The organism is Natrinema salinisoli (assembly GCF_020405205.1).
In the GTDB taxonomy this organism is placed as follows: Archaea; Halobacteriota; Halobacteria; order Halobacteriales; family Natrialbaceae; genus Natrinema; species Natrinema salinisoli.
Genome location: NZ_CP084469.1, coordinates 2,019,457 through 2,037,164, shown reverse-complemented (window position 1 = coordinate 2,037,164; position 17,708 = coordinate 2,019,457). Strand labels below are relative to the sequence as shown.

The window sequence follows — 17,708 nt, the reverse complement described above, 5'->3', positions numbered from 1 at the left end:
AACGTTGGAATCCCGATGTCGTCATGCGATCACCTGTTCGACGCTTTCAACCCACTTGCGCTTCTCACGGTCGCCGTCGTTGTAATCCTCCAACCAGTTGTAGACCGTCGTGTTGCTGAACGGGACGTATGTCGACGCCTGATTCGGCGTCATGCCCTCGTCGACGCAGGTTTTGATGGTCCACATCGCCACCTGCTTCACGTCGTCCTTCTCGAGGGCGTCCTCGTCAACATCTTCACCGTCGGGTGCAGTCCACGACCAGTCGCTCGCTTCCTCGGTAGCCATTGACCAGTCAGTCGGTGGGATACCCTCGAGCGGTCGGGGATCGACGTCGACGAGCTTGCCGCCGGAGACTCGATCGGCGACGACGGCCTTCTTTTTCGACTGCTTCTTGATGATCGTGCCGACGCGCCAGAGCATGGGGTGAATCGACGATTCGTCGTGACCGATGTAGATCAACGCGCCGCCGTACTTGCGGATCTTGAACACGAGCGGTCCCATCAGTTTCCGGACGAGGTGGCCGTTCTCACCTGTTCCACTGGCAGCACTCGAGAACTCGTCCCCAACGAAGAGCTTCGGACGCTGGGGATTCTCGACTGGATCACCGTCCTGAGCGACCCACTCCTCGAGGAGCGGGTAGCGCGGAATCCAGCCGTCTTCGACGGTACCGTCGTCGCGAACCCAATCGTCGTTTCGACCCAGCGTACGGATATTCGAGCCGACGAGGAGATCGCCGTCAACCCACCGCTCGCGGAGCTGCCCCAGGAGTCCAGCGAAGTCGGACTTCCCAGCCCCCATCTCGCCGAGGATGACGATCACGGGCGCGGGGCCGGCGACGATCTCCTGGAGGCGAGTGACGGCTTTGATCCCGGCCAGATCGGCCTGCTGGCTCGGATCCCCGATGTAGTGCTTGAGCGTGACCGTGTCGCCGTTCTTGAGAGCCTGCCGCGCTGTATGCCCGCCCTCGGTTTTGAGGATATCTCGATTCTTTTGGACCGAGAGGTAGTCTGCGGCGGGCTTGGAATCCCATCGGTCGGGATCGTGGTGGATCGCTCGCATGGCGAGCTGGCGATCGATCTGTTCGTCGCGAACGAACCCCGAGTGCGGGAACGTTTCGTCGGGATCGCGTTCGTGATTGCCGTCCTGGTACTCGCGGAAGCCGCCGACCGTGTAGTTGTCTTGCTCGTCGCTCATCGGTCAGTTCCTCCGTCAGTAGCTGCCTGATTTGCTGTCGATTCATCGACCTCGACGGGCGTCCTCGAGCCGTGGCGCTCGGTGTAGTCGTCGACGTATTGAGTGATGTCCTTGATCTCGTCGACGTCTCGAGCTTCGGCGTCATCTTTGGCTGCCTCGAACCGATCTTTGACGGTCGTCCGTGGGTTCATCAACCCGCGTTCGTCAGCCTCGGCTTCTTCGTTGACTACGTCACGCTGGATCTCGAGGCCCATCTTCGAGATTCTGCCTCGAAGCCGGTTGTACTCGAGGAAGGCGTCGACGAGATCGCCGTGAACGTCCTCGAGCATGGCTTTGATCGTAACGAGTTTGGAGTCGGCGAGCTGGCTGAAGTAGCAGCCGCGAACGACGAGTTGGCCGGTGTCCTCGTGGTAGGTAAACTCGCGGACTTCGAAGGCATTGCCGTCGTTGCACTTGTACGGTGACGGCCCCTCGACGGTCTTCTCCGCCCACACTTCGGGGGCGACGTAGAGCTTCCGGCGGGTATCGTCGACGCCGTTGATGTGGTAGACTGTCTCCATATTCCGGTTTCGGAGTTTGCGCGCACCACTAACGAACAGTCCGAGGAGCGGCGGTCCCAGGAGCAACAGCGCCGCGAAGATACCTTTCGCGACGGGTGGAACGCCGGGGACCGACGGTCGAAGCCAGAGCAAGAGGATGCCGAGCGAGACCGCGAACCCGGCGACGAGGAGCTGTGCCTCGGCGACGACGTAGGTCAGTCGATCGGCCCAGCCGCCGAAGGTGTTGCTCGTCTTCTCGCTCATGCTTCGATCACCCCGCTTTCCTCCGAGCGAACGACCCAGCCTGCACCGAGTGCGGCGAGCCTGACTGTCATGCCGACACCAGTAAATAGCCCGCTTTCACCGCCGAAGGTAGCGAACGGGTCGGCCTCGTCGCTGGACTCCTCCAGCTCGGTTGAGAGCCGTACAGTCGCACCGTCGACGGTCACGCCAACTGCCGAGCCACCGCGGACGGTCTCAACGGGGAAGGTGATCACGTGGACGCCGCGCTCGAGGTCTTGGGTCGTCTCGGGAACCTGTACGGCCCCCTCTTGGCCGACGCCAGCGAGCGCATCGGAGATCGTGACGGTGGCGCTGATGTTCGTCGCGACGGCTACCTGAACACGGTCGTCGTCGAACTCCCAGCCGACGATGCGGGTTGCATCGCTGTATCGGATCGTCTCGCTATTCTCGAGGGTGTCCGCGGCTGTGAGATCACCACCGAGTTCGTCGCTCTGTAGTGTTGCGTTGGTTTGGTTCTTCGTCTGTGATGCCGCGCCCATACTGCCCATAAGCCCAAGGCTTAGGACAACGATCGCCAGAATTGCGAAAACACGTGTCATGGATAGATTAGGGGCGGATGACGACAGCGACGATCACGATGAGACCAGCACCGATGATCACCAGGCCGACGATCGCACCACCGGCCTCGACATCTCCGAATAGGTCGTCCGGCAGGATGGAGATCCCCTCGCCGCGACCCTCGTCGTACTGCTCGAGAATTTCGTTTTGCTGGGCCGTGACGTTCTCGAGAGTGGCGATATACTCCGCACTGTCGTAGGTGGTGTAGTTGGGCTGGGACCAGTCGAATTGGTTCACTTGGTTGCCGTTCTGGTCGTACATCGACTTGACAGTCAGTTCTCCCTCATAGAGGTGAATCGTCTCGTTCTGGGCGACGATCTTCGCCCGGGGGGTATCGGTGTTGTTGCCATCGCCGATCGAGAACGTGTCTCCCTCGGAGATCGAGCCGGTCGGGAGATCCGCGAATAGCAGGCCCTCTGCCGTCGCGTTTTCGTAGTCTCCGTACTGGTGAACGACTTTGCCGGTCGTCTCGTTGACGCTCGTGTCACGAGTCGTCGCCGCGTTGTAGTCGATGACCATTGTGGCGTTGAGTGCCGGTCGGTTGAGTTCGAGAAGGCTGGTAGTGGCGAGGTAGAACCGTTGGCTCGTCACTTCGGAATCACCGCTCAGGTATCGTGCCATGCCCTCTGAACCACGGAACTCGTCGGGAGAGATCTCACCAGAGTCGAACGAGTCGTAGATATCAGCGGCGAATCCGGGCGGGTAGTTCCCCTGGGCAACCGCTCCCTGGGACTCGAGCTCGTCCCAGATGGTTCGCCATTCCTTGTACTGGAAGACGGCCCGATCAGACAGGTTTCCAACTTGGTATTCGCCCTGGAGGCGATAAGTGCCGCTCGTCAGGATATCTTCATCGTCGTTATATGAGTTCCCACTGCCATCGTAGGCTGTCACGTCCTCAGTCGGCACGAGAATACGTTCTGCGCCGTTCTTGTCCTGTTGATAGTCGGCATCGAGAGGCAGAGAGAAGTGAGCCTCAATATTGGTGTCAACCGAATCTTCGGCGTACTCTGTCGCGAGTACAGCCGCCGTATAGTTGTGAGTCGTTCCGTTCAGCAGTTCGATTTCGCGGGTTTCCGTCTTGCCAGTCAGCCACGTTCCGCTATGCCAGTTCGGATACTCAGCTGAATCGCTCGCATGAACGTGCGAGTAGGCCCAGTTTTTCGAGATATCGGGATGGTTCTGCGTGTAGTTTCCGATATGGGCCATCTGGGCTTGCTGTTTCGAGTAATACTCGAGGAAGTTGATCTGCTTTTGAGCGTAGTAGTCGTTGATCGCTTTGGTCGCGTTCGCGTCAGCCTGCGTCGGCGACACACCGTTTTCGTAGCTCGTTGCGATGGCATGTTTCGCCTCGAGGGAGGCGATGGTGGGCGTATCGGAGAGATAATTGTTGAACAGCGTGTGATAGGACTGCGCTGATTCATACTCGCTATCTCCCTCGACGATCAGCTGCGTTTTTGCACCAGCTTCCGTCAGCGTGGGATCGATTTCAGTGACATCACCCATCAACTCCTGGCAGCCGACACCAGCAACCCAGAACGGAGAACCGACACCGTTCCACGATTCTGCCGTCTCGCAGACCCTGTTGATGTCCTGGTCAGTCTCAGACTGCGCTGCCGCTGGTTGCGCTGCGAACGCCGGCGCGACGATCGAGCCGACGAGCAGCATCGCGAGCAGGACAGTGAACCCGCGATGGGCGATGGGCCGTGGGCTATGGGCCGCCATTCAGACCACCCCCGCGACGATCGCCGCGACCAGGACGACCGTCGCCGTCGACGCAGCGATGATGGTTCTCGTAATCAGAGTTCCGTACCACTCGGCCGTTTTGCCGTCGGAAACGTTGAAATTCATGTGAGCGACCCTCCGTTACTTGTAGGCGATCAGGTAGAACGCGTCGCCGTTGAGGAACACCGTGAACTAGCCGACATACCACAGCGACTCGAGGGCGACTGAGACAGCTGGCACGAGCGCGCCGAAGACGTTCAGCAGGACGGCAAGCAAGAGCACGACCGTCTCGATGTCGGTATAGTCCTCCGGCGTCGCCTCGTTGGTAAGCCAGCCGATCACCAGGACACCCATCGAGATCACGAACGCGTACGTGATCTCGGTCCCGTGGGCGCTGTAGAGCGCGTCGGTCAGGGCGAAATTCAGTGGCTCGCCGAACTCGAGGGAGCCGACCGCGCCGATCGAGAACGACGCGAGCACGAAGATCGGCGCGAGGATACTGTCTGTCAGGTCGATTCCGTTTTCCCGACGTACGGTGTCGGGAACGTACTTCTGGGGTAGGCTAAGCGCCATACGGTCGGTGGCATCCGCTCGCGCCGAAAAAGTCAGCAAAACCTAGGGTCACCAACCTTTATGCAACGGCGGGTTGCCCGCCGGATATGGCGCTGAACAAACTCAGACAATTGGATCAGAACTCTGCTGGTGTGACGCTTCCGAAAGACGACCTCCGTCTCGAAGGGCTGCTCAACGAGAACGGCGAGATCGACGGAGAGCATCACGTCCACATTCGGCACGTCGATGACGGGGAATGGACGCTCGAGCTTGTCGACGGGCTCGAGACGTAATTGAGCCGCTGACCGTTGAATTCCCAGAGAGCGAACGTGTACCTCCTGATGATAAGTACAAACGAAGGCATTACTGTCGCAACCTTCTTTCCTAAGTAGCGGTCAGACATAATAGTGAATGTAGAGGGTGTAGTCAGCCCGATGTCTGCAAATCTTCTACGCCAGAGTATGGATCACCTACGTAGTAAACCTGCGAGTCGACAACCTCGTTATTATCATCGTTAACATTGGGGGAATTTATATTCAATTAATTATAACGTGGAGGAAATGCGATCAAACAATAGGAGACCAGGCGTCACTGAAGAGAACGGAACCGGTGCGACTACCCCACCTTCATTTACAACGGAGCGATATACGACCCGTCGTTGCGTGCTGCTGTCCGTAGGTGCTGGCATCGCGTCGACTGCCGGCGTCCACTTGACGCAGGCAATACAGACCACCGGTGGCGACGAGCTGTGGCACTTCGAAACTAATTTCCGGATTTGGTCATCGCCGACAGTAGTTGACGGCACCGTTTTTGCCGGAAGTTGGAACTACCAGCTGTACGCATTGAATGCCAAAACGGGTGAGGGACAGTGGGTTTTCGGAACTAGGGACCGGATTCACTCGTCGCCGCAGGTAGTCGACGGGACTGTTTTCGTCGGGTGTAACGATGGGAGCCTGTACGCAGTGGACGGTGAGACGGGTGAGGAGCAGTGGCGCTTCAAGACTGGTATCCAAATCTGGTCATCGCCGACGGTAGCCGACGACACCGTCTTCGTCGGGAGTTCGGATGATAATTTGTACGCAGTAGACGCTGAGACGGGTAAGAAGCAGTGGCGTTTCAAAACTAATGGTTATGTCACATCGTCACCGACAGTAGTTGACGGTACCGTCTTCGTTGGGAGTCGGGACCATAACCTGTACGCAGTGGACGCTGAGACGGGCGAGGAGCAGTGGCGCTTCAAAACTGATGGCTATGTCGATTCGTCGCCGACGGTAGTCAACGGCACCGTGTTCGTTGGATGTGACTTCTCTGGGAGTAAACTGTACGCGGTGGATGCCAAAACGGGCGGCGAACAGTGGCACTTCGAAACCAGTGACGGAATTCGTTCGTCGCCAACGGTAGACGACGGGACTGTCTTCGTCGGGAGCGACGACGAGCGTCTGTACGCAGTGGACGCTGGGACGGGTGAGAAAGAGTGGAGCTTCAAAACCGATGGCTATGTCGATTCGTCGCCGACAGTGGCTGACGGGATCGTTTTCGTTGGGAGTTTTTATAATAACCTATACGCAGTCGACGCCGAGACGGGCGACAAAGTGTGGCGCTTCGAAACCAATGACCGGGTCCGCTCGTCGCCAACGGTAGTCGACGGCACCGTTTTCATCGGGAGTCATGATGGCCTTTATGCAGTAGATGCAGGAGTTGCTGGCTCGAGTACGGGCTCGCGCGTTCGCCTCGGAACGCTTGGGCATTACGACGCTGCGAGTTCTAACAATAGTTCTCCGAGTTCTGGCGACAGTGCTTCGAGCTCTGACAACAGTACTCCGAGTTCTGATGACAGTGCTTTGAGCCCTGATGATGAGCAACCGGGCTTCGGTGCTCCAGTCGCAATTACCGGCCTCGGCAGCGCAGCCTACTTGCTGAACCGGCGGCATACCAACGAATGAACGAACGCACGGTACTTTGAATCCATAGAGTGCAGCGACAAAGGAGACAGTCTGTCCCACACCTGTATAGAACAATACACCCTCTGAGTGGGCAACGATCCATACAGGCTGCCCGTGTACTAGCCGGTCTGGTCACGGAGAAGGATGCTATCCACCAATATTCCATGTCGACTGGTACTCGAGGGACATCTCGTCGACGTCGAGAACCTCCGCGATCTCCGCCGCGGTGAGTGATCCCTCCTGGTCGGCACGGCGGATCAGTTCGGGTACGCACCCCTTGGGCTGCGCAGTCGTGTCCCCGCGCATTTTGAGGTAGTAGTCTGTAGCCGCGTCGAGCGCGCCCGAAACCGTACTCTCACCGGTCGCTTCTTTCAGGTACTTCCACTTCCGCTCTCGAGCGTCGGTCTTCTGGATTCGCATTGCAATTTGCACAACCCCCTCGAAATCCTAGGATTTTCCGGTGACTGAAATCTCGAGCTTATATAAAGAGCGGCCGATCGGGACCGGTGGTCGGCGTGATCGTCGCGACGATCACCCTGGCTTACGGTCGATCTTGCACACCTCGGCTCGAGATCGATGTGCAAAATTGGGGATCGGATTTTGTCGACGTGCGACCCCCCGGTTTTGGGTTCTGGACTGATATGTGGATGGGAGTTTAGCCGTGGTTGTGAATTACACTGATCGATAACATTTGTCAATACATCAAAATTAGTTATAATATTTTAGAACTATTCCAAGGACGTAGTCTCCGAGCATACTTCGGCTTCTAATTAGATAACCCATGAAAATTAGGAGGAGAGCGGTACCGAACCAGAGATATTGTTGACGGCCGGTTATTCCAACCCCCTGTGCAATAAAGACAAGAGCAATTGGGATTACTATCTCATATGCTGACTTCGTTAGAACACCGACCGAATCCCGATATACGCGAACTGGTTGACAAGTTCCGTTACTGCCGTTCTTCCCTCTACCTCCCAAATCTAGATCTTTGCGGGTCTCTGAGTCAAGATATATTTCAGGAATGTCCACCTTTGGCTTCCGTAAACGCTCTAACTTTAATTCCTTCCAACAATCTATGTAGTGTTCAGACTGTTCTTCCTTCTGCATCTGCTTTTTCTCTTCAATATCGCTATCAATGGCAAAAGCCTTGACACCTCGAACGATATCGTCCGACGATTCGATGCAAATGTAGTCGCCCTCCTCAATACCAATGAGCTGCATCGTGTTTTCGGGGAGTCTGCAGACTTTATCTTCTAGGTCCGGTAGAACGCCCATTCGGACACGACAGACTTGCGGGCGGGCACCAATTATTTTATTTAGCTTTCGTCGAAGCCATATCTCTTCCCTATTCCTTACTGGTTCTAACTCTACTGTCTCAACGCGGTTCGCACTACTGCAATTTGTACCAGTTTCCGCTGAATCTCGATTGTCAGGATCAGTATTAGTTTCTCCAGAAGCACCAAGACCTGTATCGGCTTCCGCTGGAATACCAAGAGCATAACGGAGAGTGAAATCAAGGCCAATTTCATCGGTTCCAATATTGACCGACTGTATGTTTTCTTGGTCTATGTCCTGATACCGAACGTGGATCTCCGGATTGGCTGGTAAGTCAGTGTTACGGACAATGAGAAAGCCGCTGTCTTCAAAATCAACATTCGAATACAATTCGTCAATGAGCTCACGCCGCACTTGGACGATATATTCCCTTTTGTGACCTCTTTTCCGGGTGTGAACAACTCTCGTTTTAATCGGAAGGTCGTTATTTGATTTGGACTCGGCAGACTCGTTCTCAGGCTCAGACATCTGTGAAGAATGGATCGGAAGCTGAATAATCCGATATCATTGACGTATCGACCTGTATGTCTCCTTTATTTTGCCTGATATAGTCAATGAATGGGGATCCGTCTTCTAATCCTGTGGTGTGAATGAAGTCTTCCAGAAAGCTGTTGTCAGACTCAGTCTCAGCCGACATTTCGAGTTGTCGGGACCACCATTCCGCACCTTCGAGACACCTATTTACGTAACTGTGGAGTGGTTCAATATCAGATTCCACACGGTCACCAATTGGGATCTCAATCCAGTCGATATTGTTGAGAGCTGATTGATGAGCTGATATATACGGGTGCAACTGTTCTACAGCAACTTGCTCGAAATGGTACCCCTCTTCTCTCTCCTCATAATTCTCGGGCCGTGTTGCGTCCTGAAACACGATGAGAATAACGTTACACCACGCTTCCGGGTCCTTTTGAACATTTAAAACGGCTTTCTCTGGATCCCGCCATGATGATCTCTGGTTAAAAATACGCTTGTATCCCTCAAGTCGAAATGGGATTGATACGGGATTGAGGTCTTCAAACTCTGCAGTTATCTCTTCAGGATGTATGAGACTTCCATATCCAATTACAGATCCCTTTTCTCGCCTCTTCTCAAGCGAGTCAAGGTCGTCGGCGACAAGGGCCTCCATTATCTTAGTCGATGGATGCTCGTAGATATAGAACTTTTGGAGGGGTAAAACCCCACAGAAAACCGCATGAAAACTCTATGTTTGATGATTCATTGAATGCATCGGCGGTGAATATCTCTTCAAATCGATTGGTCTGAATTGCTCTTCCATTGTTTGAGATCCCGTCGGATCGCTGCCGAGGTTTCCCGATTGAATCTGTTCTCGTTTTCTGCTACCTTGTTTGCTACCGCTGTCTCGAGATCGATGTCAAACTCGGCTGCCATACTAAGGTTCTCGGTGAGCCGTCTTGTCGAGGGCGATCGATCGCGACTCACGCTGTGAACGGACACCCATCAGCGAGAATGCTTCCAGTTCTGACCATAGAATCGCATATCTCACGGGACGAGCCGGGAGAGACCTGCTCCATGCCGTCTTGCATTCAACAGGGTAAGTGCATGTCCTCAGCAAGTAGACGATCTCATATACTGATCTTCTGGAATAGAGTCCGTGACTGTATCGTTCTTGATTCGAAGAGTAACCCAAACGGTGTTATCGCCGTCGCACGTCTCGTCAACCGTGCCTTCTGCATTTGTCGTGGCTTGAAGCGTGTATTCTCCGTCAGGGAGATCGTCAATCACAAGATATTGACCGGGTAGAGATGCTGAATATACGTCCGCCCACCCAGCACTAATCCCTTGGTACTCACAATCGAAACGTGCATTGCTACTGGCATTTGGGCGGATCTGAACGTTATCTCGAAGACAAAATGCCTGTTTCTTCTTTACCACTACCTCTTCTCCTGACTCATTAAATAACGTATAATTATTAAACTCTCTCAGATGTGGGTGATCGTGGGAGTCCGAGTATTCGTAGACATCCGGGCGGCTCTCTGGTCGGCCCAATTCGGAATCTTCGTCCCCCAGATTATAAATGATCATATCAAATCGGAGGAGCTTATGCTCTCCTGGGGTTACAAATCCGTCTGCAACGTCAGGGCTGGACTCGTTGAACACCTCTGTTGAAATACTGAAGTTCCCGACACCCGGAACGAAGTTGGCCCCTGACCTGTCGTCAATTTGCTCGTCCGACGGTTCAGGGTTGGACTCAGTTGTCGTATTTGCCGTCGTCAAATTCTCCTCGTCTGCTGGGATGGCCCCCTCGTCCGCGGTGCCCTCGCTTCCGTCGGTCGTGGAACTGTCCGTGGTGTCGCTCTCTGTGAACGGGTTGTCTGCTGTGATGCCCCCGAGCACGATCACGCCTACACCTGCTACTACGATGAGAAGACCGATCAGTATCGTCGTGCCCTTGGTACCTTTTGTCCACTGTTTATCCATTATTATTATACATTCCAAACCTAATCGAGATGAGCCATAGTTATAAGTACACTAGTGGAACTGTAGATGGTAGGTGCCACCCTCAATAGGAAATTACCAACGGAACGTTCCCTCACACTTCTCTGTTATCTACATTCCTGGGGAAGCCATCTCTCTTTCCCAGCCCTGCTCAAACCGATCGCGCCTGCCTCGAGGAATTGTTGAACCGGGGTGACGATGTCTGCCACGCGCTCGAATATCGAACGATTCGGGCCGACAGGGTATCAGTCGGTCCGCGAGCGATAGTGATCAGTCGTTTTCACTGGTCCAACTGGTCTCATCGTAGTCGAGAGCGGCTTCCGAATCGATCTCCTCGAATACTGTTCCGCCACACGAACAGCCGGTACGACTACCGATGGGGAGTAGCGCTCCATCAGAATTCTCGCGGACGGCGTACGCTGCCCCGCAGTCAACACAGAGCCCTATTCCTCGCTTTTTCCGATCTTCGACGCTCATGTGTAGTGATTGGGTCGGTAGTAAGCATAAGCAACGTGTTGCTCGTCAGAGATTGTCACGAAATTGGTCACTACAGGCGACTGCTGATCAGTCCTCCGGAGACTCCGAGAACGCTGCGCGAAGCAGCGGGGTGGACGATGAGTCGAATTGACCGTGCTAACGAATGCAACCGATGTGGTGGGTGCGTCTCGTCGGTTGAGTAATCTGATCACGTCCATGCACAACGAGAGACGAGGTATTTTGGTCGCAAGTCGAACCGTTTCTGTGGTCGGTAATTTCCGATTACGGTTCGGTCTTTGTCCGATAGCCGCTCTCTCACGGTCTGTTATCGGGTCGCCGTTCGGCCGATCGATATCCGATTTATCGGGAACGCACACGTCAGAACCCGCTGTATGTGATAGTTATAACTATCTAATAAGACCCTTCTCTCAGCTCGTGGTTGCTACGATTCCACAGCAGACGGATCCGTCGATACGCACCCCCTCTTCTCCCCTAAACGGCGTTCTTACAGGCTGCTATCGACGTTTTGTGACGGTAGCACACTCCTTCTCAGCGATAAAGAGTTGATAACAAAGACTGTGTTTCGGATAATCAGATTCGCGTCGCAAAGATTCAGAAACGAAAGACCATCACGCTACAAATCACGCGATCAATGACAACCAATACGACGAGATGATCACAAGCTACGACACTCCTTATGGCCTGTATGGTTGCCCTGTCGATGCTGGCAGCCGGCGTTCCGGCAGCCACTGCAGGCGAAGAACCCGTCCAGAACGAAACCGTACACGCGCTCGAGAACGGCGAAGAGCTGTATCTGGTCTTCGGTGCCGACCTCGGCGAGCAGTCGCTCGAGGAATACGTCGACCAGCACGCGGGTGACACGGCCGACTCCGCGGCCGAAGTCATCCAGTACCAGGACGTCGATCAGGTCAACATCAACGAGCAAGGCTCCGCCGTGTCGATCGCGATCGACGGCGGAGAGGCGACCGCCGTTCAGGAGGCGAATCAGTACAACGACAACGAACAGCGCGGATCCGCCACCGCCGGGAGCCGCCTCCAGAGCGCGGAAACGCAGTTCGAGAACGTCGGTGAGGTCAACATCATTATCGGCAACGGCGGCGACCAGCAGTTCGACGGATGGGGGGTCAAAGACGAGAAGGGTGACGACGAGACGGTCACCCAGGAGGCCCTCGCATCCGTGAACCAGTCACAGGAGGTCGGGCAGGTCAACTACAACAACCAGAGTACCGCGTTCGCCCTCGCTGTCGACGACAGCGACGCGACCGCGGTCCAGCAATCCTACCAGCGCAACGAGAACCTGCAGGAGGGCGTCGCCAACGCGTCCAACGTCTACCTCGGTGACGGCGAATTCGGTCACTGGAAGGACAAAAGTGGTGACAGCGGTTCGAGCGTCGATCAAAGCGCCGACGCGCTAGTCACGCAGGAACAAGACGTGGATCAGGCGAATCTCAACGAACAGCGCGGCGCCGTCGCCATCGCTGTCGGCGATAACAGCACCGCGACGGCGATCCAGTTCACCGACCAGAGCAACCTCAACTCGCAGATCGGCAGCGCCGACGCCACGAACCTGCTGGCGTCGACGGCCGGGATGAACGTCGCGACCGCGGGCAACGTGAGCGACGACGTCCTCTCGACCCAGACCGAGACGCACAAGCCCGAAAAGAAAGACAGCGACGACGGTGCCGAGCAGACGGCGACCGCCGGCGTGGCTCAGGAGCAGGGCGTCCAACAGCAGAACATCAACCTGCAAAACAACGCGATGGCCATCGCTCAGAACGGGAGCGAGGCCGTCGCCATCCAACTGGCGTACCAGCAGAACTACAACGCCCAGATCGGCTACGCGGACGCGCTGAACGTCTACGCGAGCCCGGGCTACGTCACCGACGAAGTCGTCCGAACCTCGAGTACGACGGTCACCCTCGACGGCAATTCGGGTAGCTCCAACCCCGGTATGTCGTACGATTACGCCGGCAGCGCCTCGCAGACGAACGACGTCGACCAAACTGCGAGCGCGGCGATCGAACAGCACCAGTTCGTCGCCCAGGAGAACCTGAACGAGCAGCACACCTCCGTCGCGGTCGCGGAAGACGGTGGCAGTGCCGGCAGCTCACAGGTCACCATGCAGGAGAACGAGAACGTCCAGCTCACGTCCGTCGCTTCGACGAACGTCTGGGCCGGCGCACAATCGTAGTCCGTCACACGGTCGATTTTCGACCGCGGTGACTGACAGTTTCGTTTCTTTTCAGTCGACTCCTCGAGCGTGTCGCTACGGGCTCGAGAATTCGAGTTCGACGGCTACACGCGATTTTCCGGCGTCAACGACTGGGTTCGGTTCGCCGGTGCCAGTACCGCAGTATCGGGGTCGGAACGCGAACGCAGTTCGATACGAACCCGGCTACTGATCGTCCGAATCGTCTGCATCAGTCGACTCGGCCGCTGAGTCGCTTCCTTCTCCCCGATGCTCGGACAGCGCTTCGTCGACGGTCAACTCGCCCGCGGCGACCCGACGGGCGAGTACCTCGTCGATCGCCCGGTTGTGCTCGCTCCGTTCGCGCGAGCGGTCCTTGATGACCTGAATCTCGCCCTCGGTCGGCTCGATATCGCGGCCGTCGACGACCTCTCCCTCGAGCCGGGCGATATTGACCGCTGCGAGCACGTCGCCCATTCCGCGGGAGCCCGTGCCGAGATACGGGGTCGTCCCCGTCTCGTCGACCAGTTCGACCTGAACGGTATCGAGCTCGTTGACGAGCTTCGCGCTCTCGAGGCGGGAGCCGTCGCCGATTCGAACGACCGGTGACGGTGCCTCGGCGGCCTCGCGTTGAATGACGTCGACGGCGTCGCCGAGCGGTACCTGGAAGGCGGCGACGACCGTCTCACCGGTGAGAACGGCGATACCGGGTCGTCGGCCCGGATCGACGCCGATGATCGTCCGGCCGCCGTCGCCCCGAACTGCGGCCAGCGCCTGATCGACCGCGCGCCGAGGATCGTCCGGATCGGCGACGATCGTCGTCACGCCGGTGAAGGCGTCGGCCTGGTCGTCTCCGGTGACGACGACGGTGGCCCGATCCGGCAGCTCCTCGTCGGGCTCGATGGTCGTAAACACCGTGCCGCGGTCGCGAAGCTCGTTGACGACGCCGTGGTATACCTCGAAGTCTGCCGTGGCGACGACGATCACGGGCTGTCCTTCGCACCGACGGTGAATAAACGTACGCGAACTCCGCTTCGATCGCTGAGAGAGGATCGGTTCGTGTCTGCAACAGCCGGACAGCGATCCGGAAATCGATCGGTTCGGGTTCGACGGCGGTTCCGCTCACCGCTATTCGGTGACCCACTCGAGGACGTCCTCTCGACAGTCGAGTAACGTCCCGAGGTGGTCGCTTTCTTCCGTTATCAGTGTTCCGTGTGTCTCCTCGAGAATCGTCTCGACGGGAGAGAGCGGCGTGTTCTCGTCTTGGACCCCGTGCCACGCGCGGATCGGAACGTCGGATCGAACCGAATCGAACGAACTCTCGGCGAACATCCGAATCTCGCGCACGACCGCGTCTCCCCCCTGTCGGACCCCCTCGTGAAAATCGTCTGCGACGGCAGTTCGCACAGGTTCGGCCACCGACCGGTCGGTGTATTGCTGGACGACGGCGTCCGGGCCACGGACGCGAGCGACCGATTTGGAGAGGCGAAAGAGGAGACGCAGTGCGAACGGGACCCTCGAGAGCGCAGTGAGTGTGTTCTCGGCGGGTGGCACGACGGTACTGACCAGTCCGATTCGGCTCGTTCGGTCGGCCGTCGCTGCTGCGAGCGTGAATGGGCCCCCACCGGAGAAGCCGACGAACGGGGCCCGATCGATCGATTCGGTGTCGAGCAGTTCGTTCAGGTCGTTCTGCCAGTCGTCCCAGGTCCAGTCACGCGGTGGCGGGGTCGATTTCCCGTATCCGGGACGATCCGGGACGACGAGCCGGACCCCGTTTCGAGCAGCGGCGCGGGAACAGATTCCTGCGAATAACCGAGAGCCGGGAGTGCCGTGATGAACGATGATCGGCTTCCCCTGTGGGTCACCGCCGATAGCGTAGGTGAGCGTTCGCCCATCCGAGAGGGTACATTCAGCGGTCGACAGATCCGATTCCTCACTGGTACTCGGCATCGGTGATTGAAGATCACGTCTATATTGTAACTGTATTCCGATATAGACATACCCGACAAAGTCGACCGAGCCGCCATCTAGGACTGACCGATCGTGCGATGATCTCCACGGGCAGGTCGTCCCGGGGCGGCCGGGTGAACGAACGACTCGTCCGTTTCCGGATTCCGGTCCGCCGATCTAGCCGATCGCAAGCGGCCCGCTCGAGGAACCACCGCTCACCGGCACGTGCTCGATCGATGGCGACTCGAGCCGCTGTGTCGTCGACGCTGCGCCGTCCTCGCGGATCACGATGACAGCGATATCCCGCTGCGTGTGATCGGTGATACGGTCCCGAAGCGCTACCGCCGTGTCCTGTGAGCCGCCGATGATACGGACGGTGACCGCCGTGGGATGGCGGAGAAAGAGGTCGGTTCGATAGGCGAATTCGATCGAGAGGACGTGCGCGTCGCTCTCGCTCGCGATATCGGCAACGGTTCGCTCGAATTCGGCGTTCTCCGAGACGTTGATCGTCGTCACTGCGAGCGCCGACGAGAGGACGAGCACGGCGACGACGAGTAGCGCCGCCCGGCGGATGACGGCACGCCGGGCGCTCTGCTCGGCGAACCAGTGCTCGGGTCGGTATCCCTGCACCCAGAGCGTGCCGAGGCTCGCGACGTTAATCGAGAGGACGTTAATAAAGACGAGAATACCGGCGCTCACGGCGGCTGTAACGTCGCCGTAGGCGATCCCGAGTCCGACGGTCGCAGCCGGGGGAATGAGCGCCACGGCGATCGCAACGCCGACGAGTGCGACGCTCGTCGTCGACGTCAGCGACACCGTCCCGGCCACGCCGGCACCGAGCGCGACGACCAGGGCGAGCGCACCGGGGTTGATCCGCTCGCCGACCTGTTCGATGAGCTGGATCTGGAGATCCGGCAGGAACGTCAACCGGACGAGACCGGCGAAGACGGCAGCGCTCCCGATCGCAACGCCCAATCCGAGAAACTGTGCCTTGACGCTCGTGCGGAACAGTTCGTCGTCGTCGAGAATGCTGCCGACGCTGGCCGCGATGGCCGGCCCGATGAGGGGCGCGATCACCATCGATCCGACGACCACCGCCGCGCTGTTCATCAGCAGCCCGGCCGTCGCGATAACGGTGCTGACGACGGTGAATAGGACGTAGTTGGGGGTGGCCGGTGCGACTTCGGCGGCCCGAGCGCGGAGTTCTTCGCGCGCGATCCGGTGGCCCGTCTCCTCGTCGTCCGAATCGGGTGTCGGCTCGTCACGCTGTTGTCGCTCGAACCGATCGGACAGGACGGCCTCGAGCTTGCTGATCGTCACGTACCCCTCTTCTTGAACCCCGATCTCCCGGAGTTCGTCCACGAGGGCTTCGACGTCCTCGGGCCCGGTCGGAACGAACACGAGCGCACTGTACTCCCGCCGCGACGTTTCGTCGGTGAGAAAGTACTCGACGTCGGACGCCTCGAGCATCGTTTCGACGGCGTCTCGCTTGCCGACGGGGACGGCGATCTGCAACAGGCGCATCTGTCGGCGTCCTTGGAGCCACGTCACTAAACTGTTGACAACCAGCGGCGGGACCGTGGATCGCCGACGGACGAGTCCATCGTCGCCGACAGTCATTTTCCAGCAACGGAGTGGTCGCGTATGGACCACCGCGCTGCTGGACGCGAGTGATATTCGGGAGGCGATGGAACTGCACGCTCGAGACCCCGCTTCCGAGCCGACCGGTCGATGGGTGGTGTCGACGGACTCGGTGGTGTGGTGATCGCGACCGCAGGTGTCGACCGGCCGGCTGATCGTCGGGGTGCGAGCGCGAGCCCCGGTCAGTCGTCGCGCTCGAGCAGGCCGGGCGGCATCGAGCAGCCGCAGGGGTTAACGATCCCCGTGTGGGGTCCGGTGACGGTCAGGAACGAGACGGGGTCCCCGCAGGTGGGGCAGGTGGGGAGCAGCGACAATCGGTCGTCGCTATCGCCACCGGGGTCGGTATCGCTAGTCATCGCGATCATCACCCGGTGTCCGGATCGCAGTCGAGACTGTTTGCGTCGTGCGGTTCGACCGTCGTGCGGGACGTTTATATCCCGGTAGAATGTACGGAATCATGCTTCCGAAACCGTGCGTGGTTTGGAAGCCAGTCTCGGGTGTTCCAGCACCCGGGGCGTTTGCGTACGCCCCCGTTCTCGGAGACGTGGCCTCCGATTGAATCGTTGACTTGTTATAACTTATAACTACTGGTATATTGTGTGAATTTAGTGCGAGATTTCCCCCTCGACGTCGCTCGTACCCCTACCGCAACACAGTCCGCGCCACCGTCGATCGGACCCCCTCATCGCGAGTCAGATGAGGATCGGCCCCTCATGGCGTCGGAGAACGGAGAGCAACTCTTCGAGCGCGGCGCCGAACCCTCGAGCGTTCGATACCTCGGAACGATCGAGCGCGGGTCCGTTCCGGGGGCTTTTTGCGCTCACC

The 17,708-nt window shown here is 57.9% G+C and carries 18 protein-coding genes; 3 read left to right on the top strand and 15 right to left on the bottom strand.

Translation table 11 applies throughout. From position 1 onward, the window contains the following. Positions 1 to 21 precede the first annotated feature (21 nt). The 6 genes from LDB05_RS10015 to LDB05_RS09995 form a co-directional block, all read right to left on the bottom strand. On the bottom strand, positions 22 to 1,194 hold the full coding sequence (locus tag LDB05_RS10015) for a P-loop NTPase family protein (protein WP_226007779.1): 1,173 nt from the start codon (positions 1,192 to 1,194) through the stop codon (positions 22 to 24). After that, positions 1,191 to 1,997: a hypothetical protein gene (locus tag LDB05_RS10010; RefSeq protein ID WP_226007778.1), complete on the bottom strand. Its 807-nt coding sequence runs from the start codon at positions 1,995 to 1,997 to the stop codon at positions 1,191 to 1,193. Before LDB05_RS10010 ends, LDB05_RS10015 begins: the two co-directional genes overlap by 4 nt. Then, a complete protein-coding gene (locus tag LDB05_RS10005) occupies positions 1,994 to 2,515 on the bottom strand; it encodes a DUF8063 family protein (RefSeq protein WP_226007777.1) in 522 nt (173 codons plus the stop codon). Before LDB05_RS10005 ends, LDB05_RS10010 begins: the two co-directional genes overlap by 4 nt. 67 nt (positions 2,516 to 2,582) lie before the next feature. Continuing rightward, a complete protein-coding gene (locus LDB05_RS10000) occupies positions 2,583 to 4,316 on the bottom strand; it encodes an Env/VP5 family phage fusion protein (protein ID WP_226007776.1) in 1,734 nt (577 codons plus the stop codon). Continuing rightward, a complete protein-coding gene (locus LDB05_RS23410) occupies positions 4,317 to 4,442 on the bottom strand; it encodes a hypothetical protein (protein ID WP_284145794.1) in 126 nt (41 codons plus the stop codon). Between the two features lie 66 nt (positions 4,443 to 4,508). After that, the gene (locus LDB05_RS09995) at positions 4,509 to 4,889 is read right to left on the bottom strand and encodes a DUF8023 family protein (RefSeq protein WP_226007775.1); all 381 of its coding nucleotides are present in this window, start codon (positions 4,887 to 4,889) and stop codon (positions 4,509 to 4,511) included. Positions 4,890 to 4,975: 86 nt separating this feature from the next. Here LDB05_RS09995 and LDB05_RS09990 point away from each other — a divergent pair, with 86 nt between their 5' ends. Then, on the top strand, positions 4,976 to 5,161 hold the full coding sequence (locus LDB05_RS09990) for a DUF8053 family protein (RefSeq protein WP_226007774.1): 186 nt from the start codon (positions 4,976 to 4,978) through the stop codon (positions 5,159 to 5,161). A gap of 369 nt (positions 5,162 to 5,530) precedes the next feature. After that, on the top strand, positions 5,531 to 6,811 hold the full coding sequence (locus LDB05_RS09985) for an outer membrane protein assembly factor BamB family protein (protein ID WP_226007773.1): 1,281 nt from the start codon (positions 5,531 to 5,533) through the stop codon (positions 6,809 to 6,811). Positions 6,812 to 6,958: 147 nt separating this feature from the next. Here LDB05_RS09985 and LDB05_RS09980 read toward each other — a convergent pair whose 3' ends face one another. The 4 genes from LDB05_RS09980 to LDB05_RS09965 all read right to left on the bottom strand — a co-directional run bounded on the left by LDB05_RS09980 (position 6,959) and on the right by LDB05_RS09965 (position 10,588). Beyond that, on the bottom strand, positions 6,959 to 7,231 hold the full coding sequence (locus tag LDB05_RS09980) for a hypothetical protein (RefSeq protein WP_226007772.1): 273 nt from the start codon (positions 7,229 to 7,231) through the stop codon (positions 6,959 to 6,961). A 288-nt stretch (positions 7,232 to 7,519) separates the two neighbouring features. After that, entirely contained in the window at positions 7,520 to 8,614 is a 1,095-nt protein-coding gene (locus LDB05_RS09975; RefSeq protein WP_226007771.1) for a hypothetical protein, read from the bottom strand. Further along, the gene (locus LDB05_RS09970) at positions 8,607 to 9,275 is read right to left on the bottom strand and encodes a gamma-glutamylcyclotransferase family protein (RefSeq protein ID WP_226007770.1); all 669 of its coding nucleotides are present in this window, start codon (positions 9,273 to 9,275) and stop codon (positions 8,607 to 8,609) included. The genes LDB05_RS09975 and LDB05_RS09970 overlap by 8 nt, the downstream gene beginning before the upstream one ends. A gap of 440 nt (positions 9,276 to 9,715) precedes the next feature. After that, a complete protein-coding gene (locus tag LDB05_RS09965) occupies positions 9,716 to 10,588 on the bottom strand; it encodes a lysyl oxidase family protein (protein WP_226007769.1) in 873 nt (290 codons plus the stop codon). Positions 10,589 to 11,789: 1,201 nt separating this feature from the next. Here LDB05_RS09965 and LDB05_RS09960 point away from each other — a divergent pair. Beyond that, entirely contained in the window at positions 11,790 to 13,295 is a 1,506-nt protein-coding gene (locus LDB05_RS09960) for a hypothetical protein (protein ID WP_226007768.1), read from the top strand. A 204-nt stretch (positions 13,296 to 13,499) separates the two neighbouring features. On the opposite strand, the gene LDB05_RS09955 is transcribed toward LDB05_RS09960, so the two are convergent. From LDB05_RS09955 to LDB05_RS23405, 5 genes are all read right to left on the bottom strand, one after another. Beyond that, a complete protein-coding gene (locus LDB05_RS09955) occupies positions 13,500 to 14,279 on the bottom strand; it encodes a hypothetical protein (protein ID WP_226007767.1) in 780 nt (259 codons plus the stop codon). Between the two features lie 141 nt (positions 14,280 to 14,420). Beyond that, entirely contained in the window at positions 14,421 to 15,242 is an 822-nt protein-coding gene (locus tag LDB05_RS09950) for an alpha/beta fold hydrolase (protein WP_226007766.1), read from the bottom strand. Between the two features lie 177 nt (positions 15,243 to 15,419). After that, entirely contained in the window at positions 15,420 to 16,766 is a 1,347-nt protein-coding gene (locus tag LDB05_RS09945) for a TIGR00341 family protein (protein WP_226007765.1), read from the bottom strand. Positions 16,767 to 17,065: 299 nt separating this feature from the next. Next, positions 17,066 to 17,239 (bottom strand): hypothetical protein, encoded by a 174-nt coding sequence (locus LDB05_RS09940; protein ID WP_226007764.1) that lies wholly within the window; start codon positions 17,237 to 17,239, stop codon positions 17,066 to 17,068. Between the two features lie 336 nt (positions 17,240 to 17,575). Then, positions 17,576 to 17,707, bottom strand: a complete 132-nt coding sequence (locus tag LDB05_RS23405; protein WP_284145793.1) for a hypothetical protein — start codon at positions 17,705 to 17,707, stop codon at positions 17,576 to 17,578. Position 17,708 lies beyond the last annotated feature (1 nt).

Bases quoted from the DNA above. Each gene is read 5' to 3' on its own strand.
- LDB05_RS09940 (WP_226007764.1), bottom strand. From the start codon at position 17,239: ATGACTAGCGATACCGACCCCGGTGGCGATAGCGACGACCGATTGTCG.
- LDB05_RS09995 (WP_226007775.1), bottom strand. From the start codon at position 4,889: ATGGCGCTTAGCCTACCCCAGAAGTACGTTCCCGACACCGTACGTCGG.
- LDB05_RS09980 (WP_226007772.1), bottom strand. From the start codon at position 7,231: ATGCGAATCCAGAAGACCGACGCTCGAGAGCGGAAGTGGAAGTACCTG.
- LDB05_RS09945 (WP_226007765.1), bottom strand. From the start codon at position 16,766: ATGCGCCTGTTGCAGATCGCCGTCCCCGTCGGCAAGCGAGACGCCGTC.
- LDB05_RS10000 (WP_226007776.1), bottom strand. From the start codon at position 4,316: ATGGCGGCCCATAGCCCACGGCCCATCGCCCATCGCGGGTTCACTGTC.
- LDB05_RS23410 (WP_284145794.1), bottom strand. From the start codon at position 4,442: ATGAATTTCAACGTTTCCGACGGCAAAACGGCCGAGTGGTACGGAACT.
- LDB05_RS09975 (WP_226007771.1), bottom strand. From the start codon at position 8,614: ATGTCTGAGCCTGAGAACGAGTCTGCCGAGTCCAAATCAAATAACGAC.
- LDB05_RS09970 (WP_226007770.1), bottom strand. From the start codon at position 9,275: ATGGAGGCCCTTGTCGCCGACGACCTTGACTCGCTTGAGAAGAGGCGA.
- LDB05_RS10005 (WP_226007777.1), bottom strand. From the start codon at position 2,515: ATGGGCGCGGCATCACAGACGAAGAACCAAACCAACGCAACACTACAG.
- LDB05_RS09950 (WP_226007766.1), bottom strand. From the start codon at position 15,242: ATGCCGAGTACCAGTGAGGAATCGGATCTGTCGACCGCTGAATGTACC.
- LDB05_RS09965 (WP_226007769.1), bottom strand. From the start codon at position 10,588: ATGGATAAACAGTGGACAAAAGGTACCAAGGGCACGACGATACTGATC.
- LDB05_RS10015 (WP_226007779.1), bottom strand. From the start codon at position 1,194: ATGAGCGACGAGCAAGACAACTACACGGTCGGCGGCTTCCGCGAGTAC.
- LDB05_RS09990 (WP_226007774.1), top strand. From the start codon at position 4,976: ATGGCGCTGAACAAACTCAGACAATTGGATCAGAACTCTGCTGGTGTG.
- LDB05_RS09960 (WP_226007768.1), top strand. From the start codon at position 11,790: ATGGTTGCCCTGTCGATGCTGGCAGCCGGCGTTCCGGCAGCCACTGCA.
- LDB05_RS10010 (WP_226007778.1), bottom strand. From the start codon at position 1,997: ATGAGCGAGAAGACGAGCAACACCTTCGGCGGCTGGGCCGATCGACTG.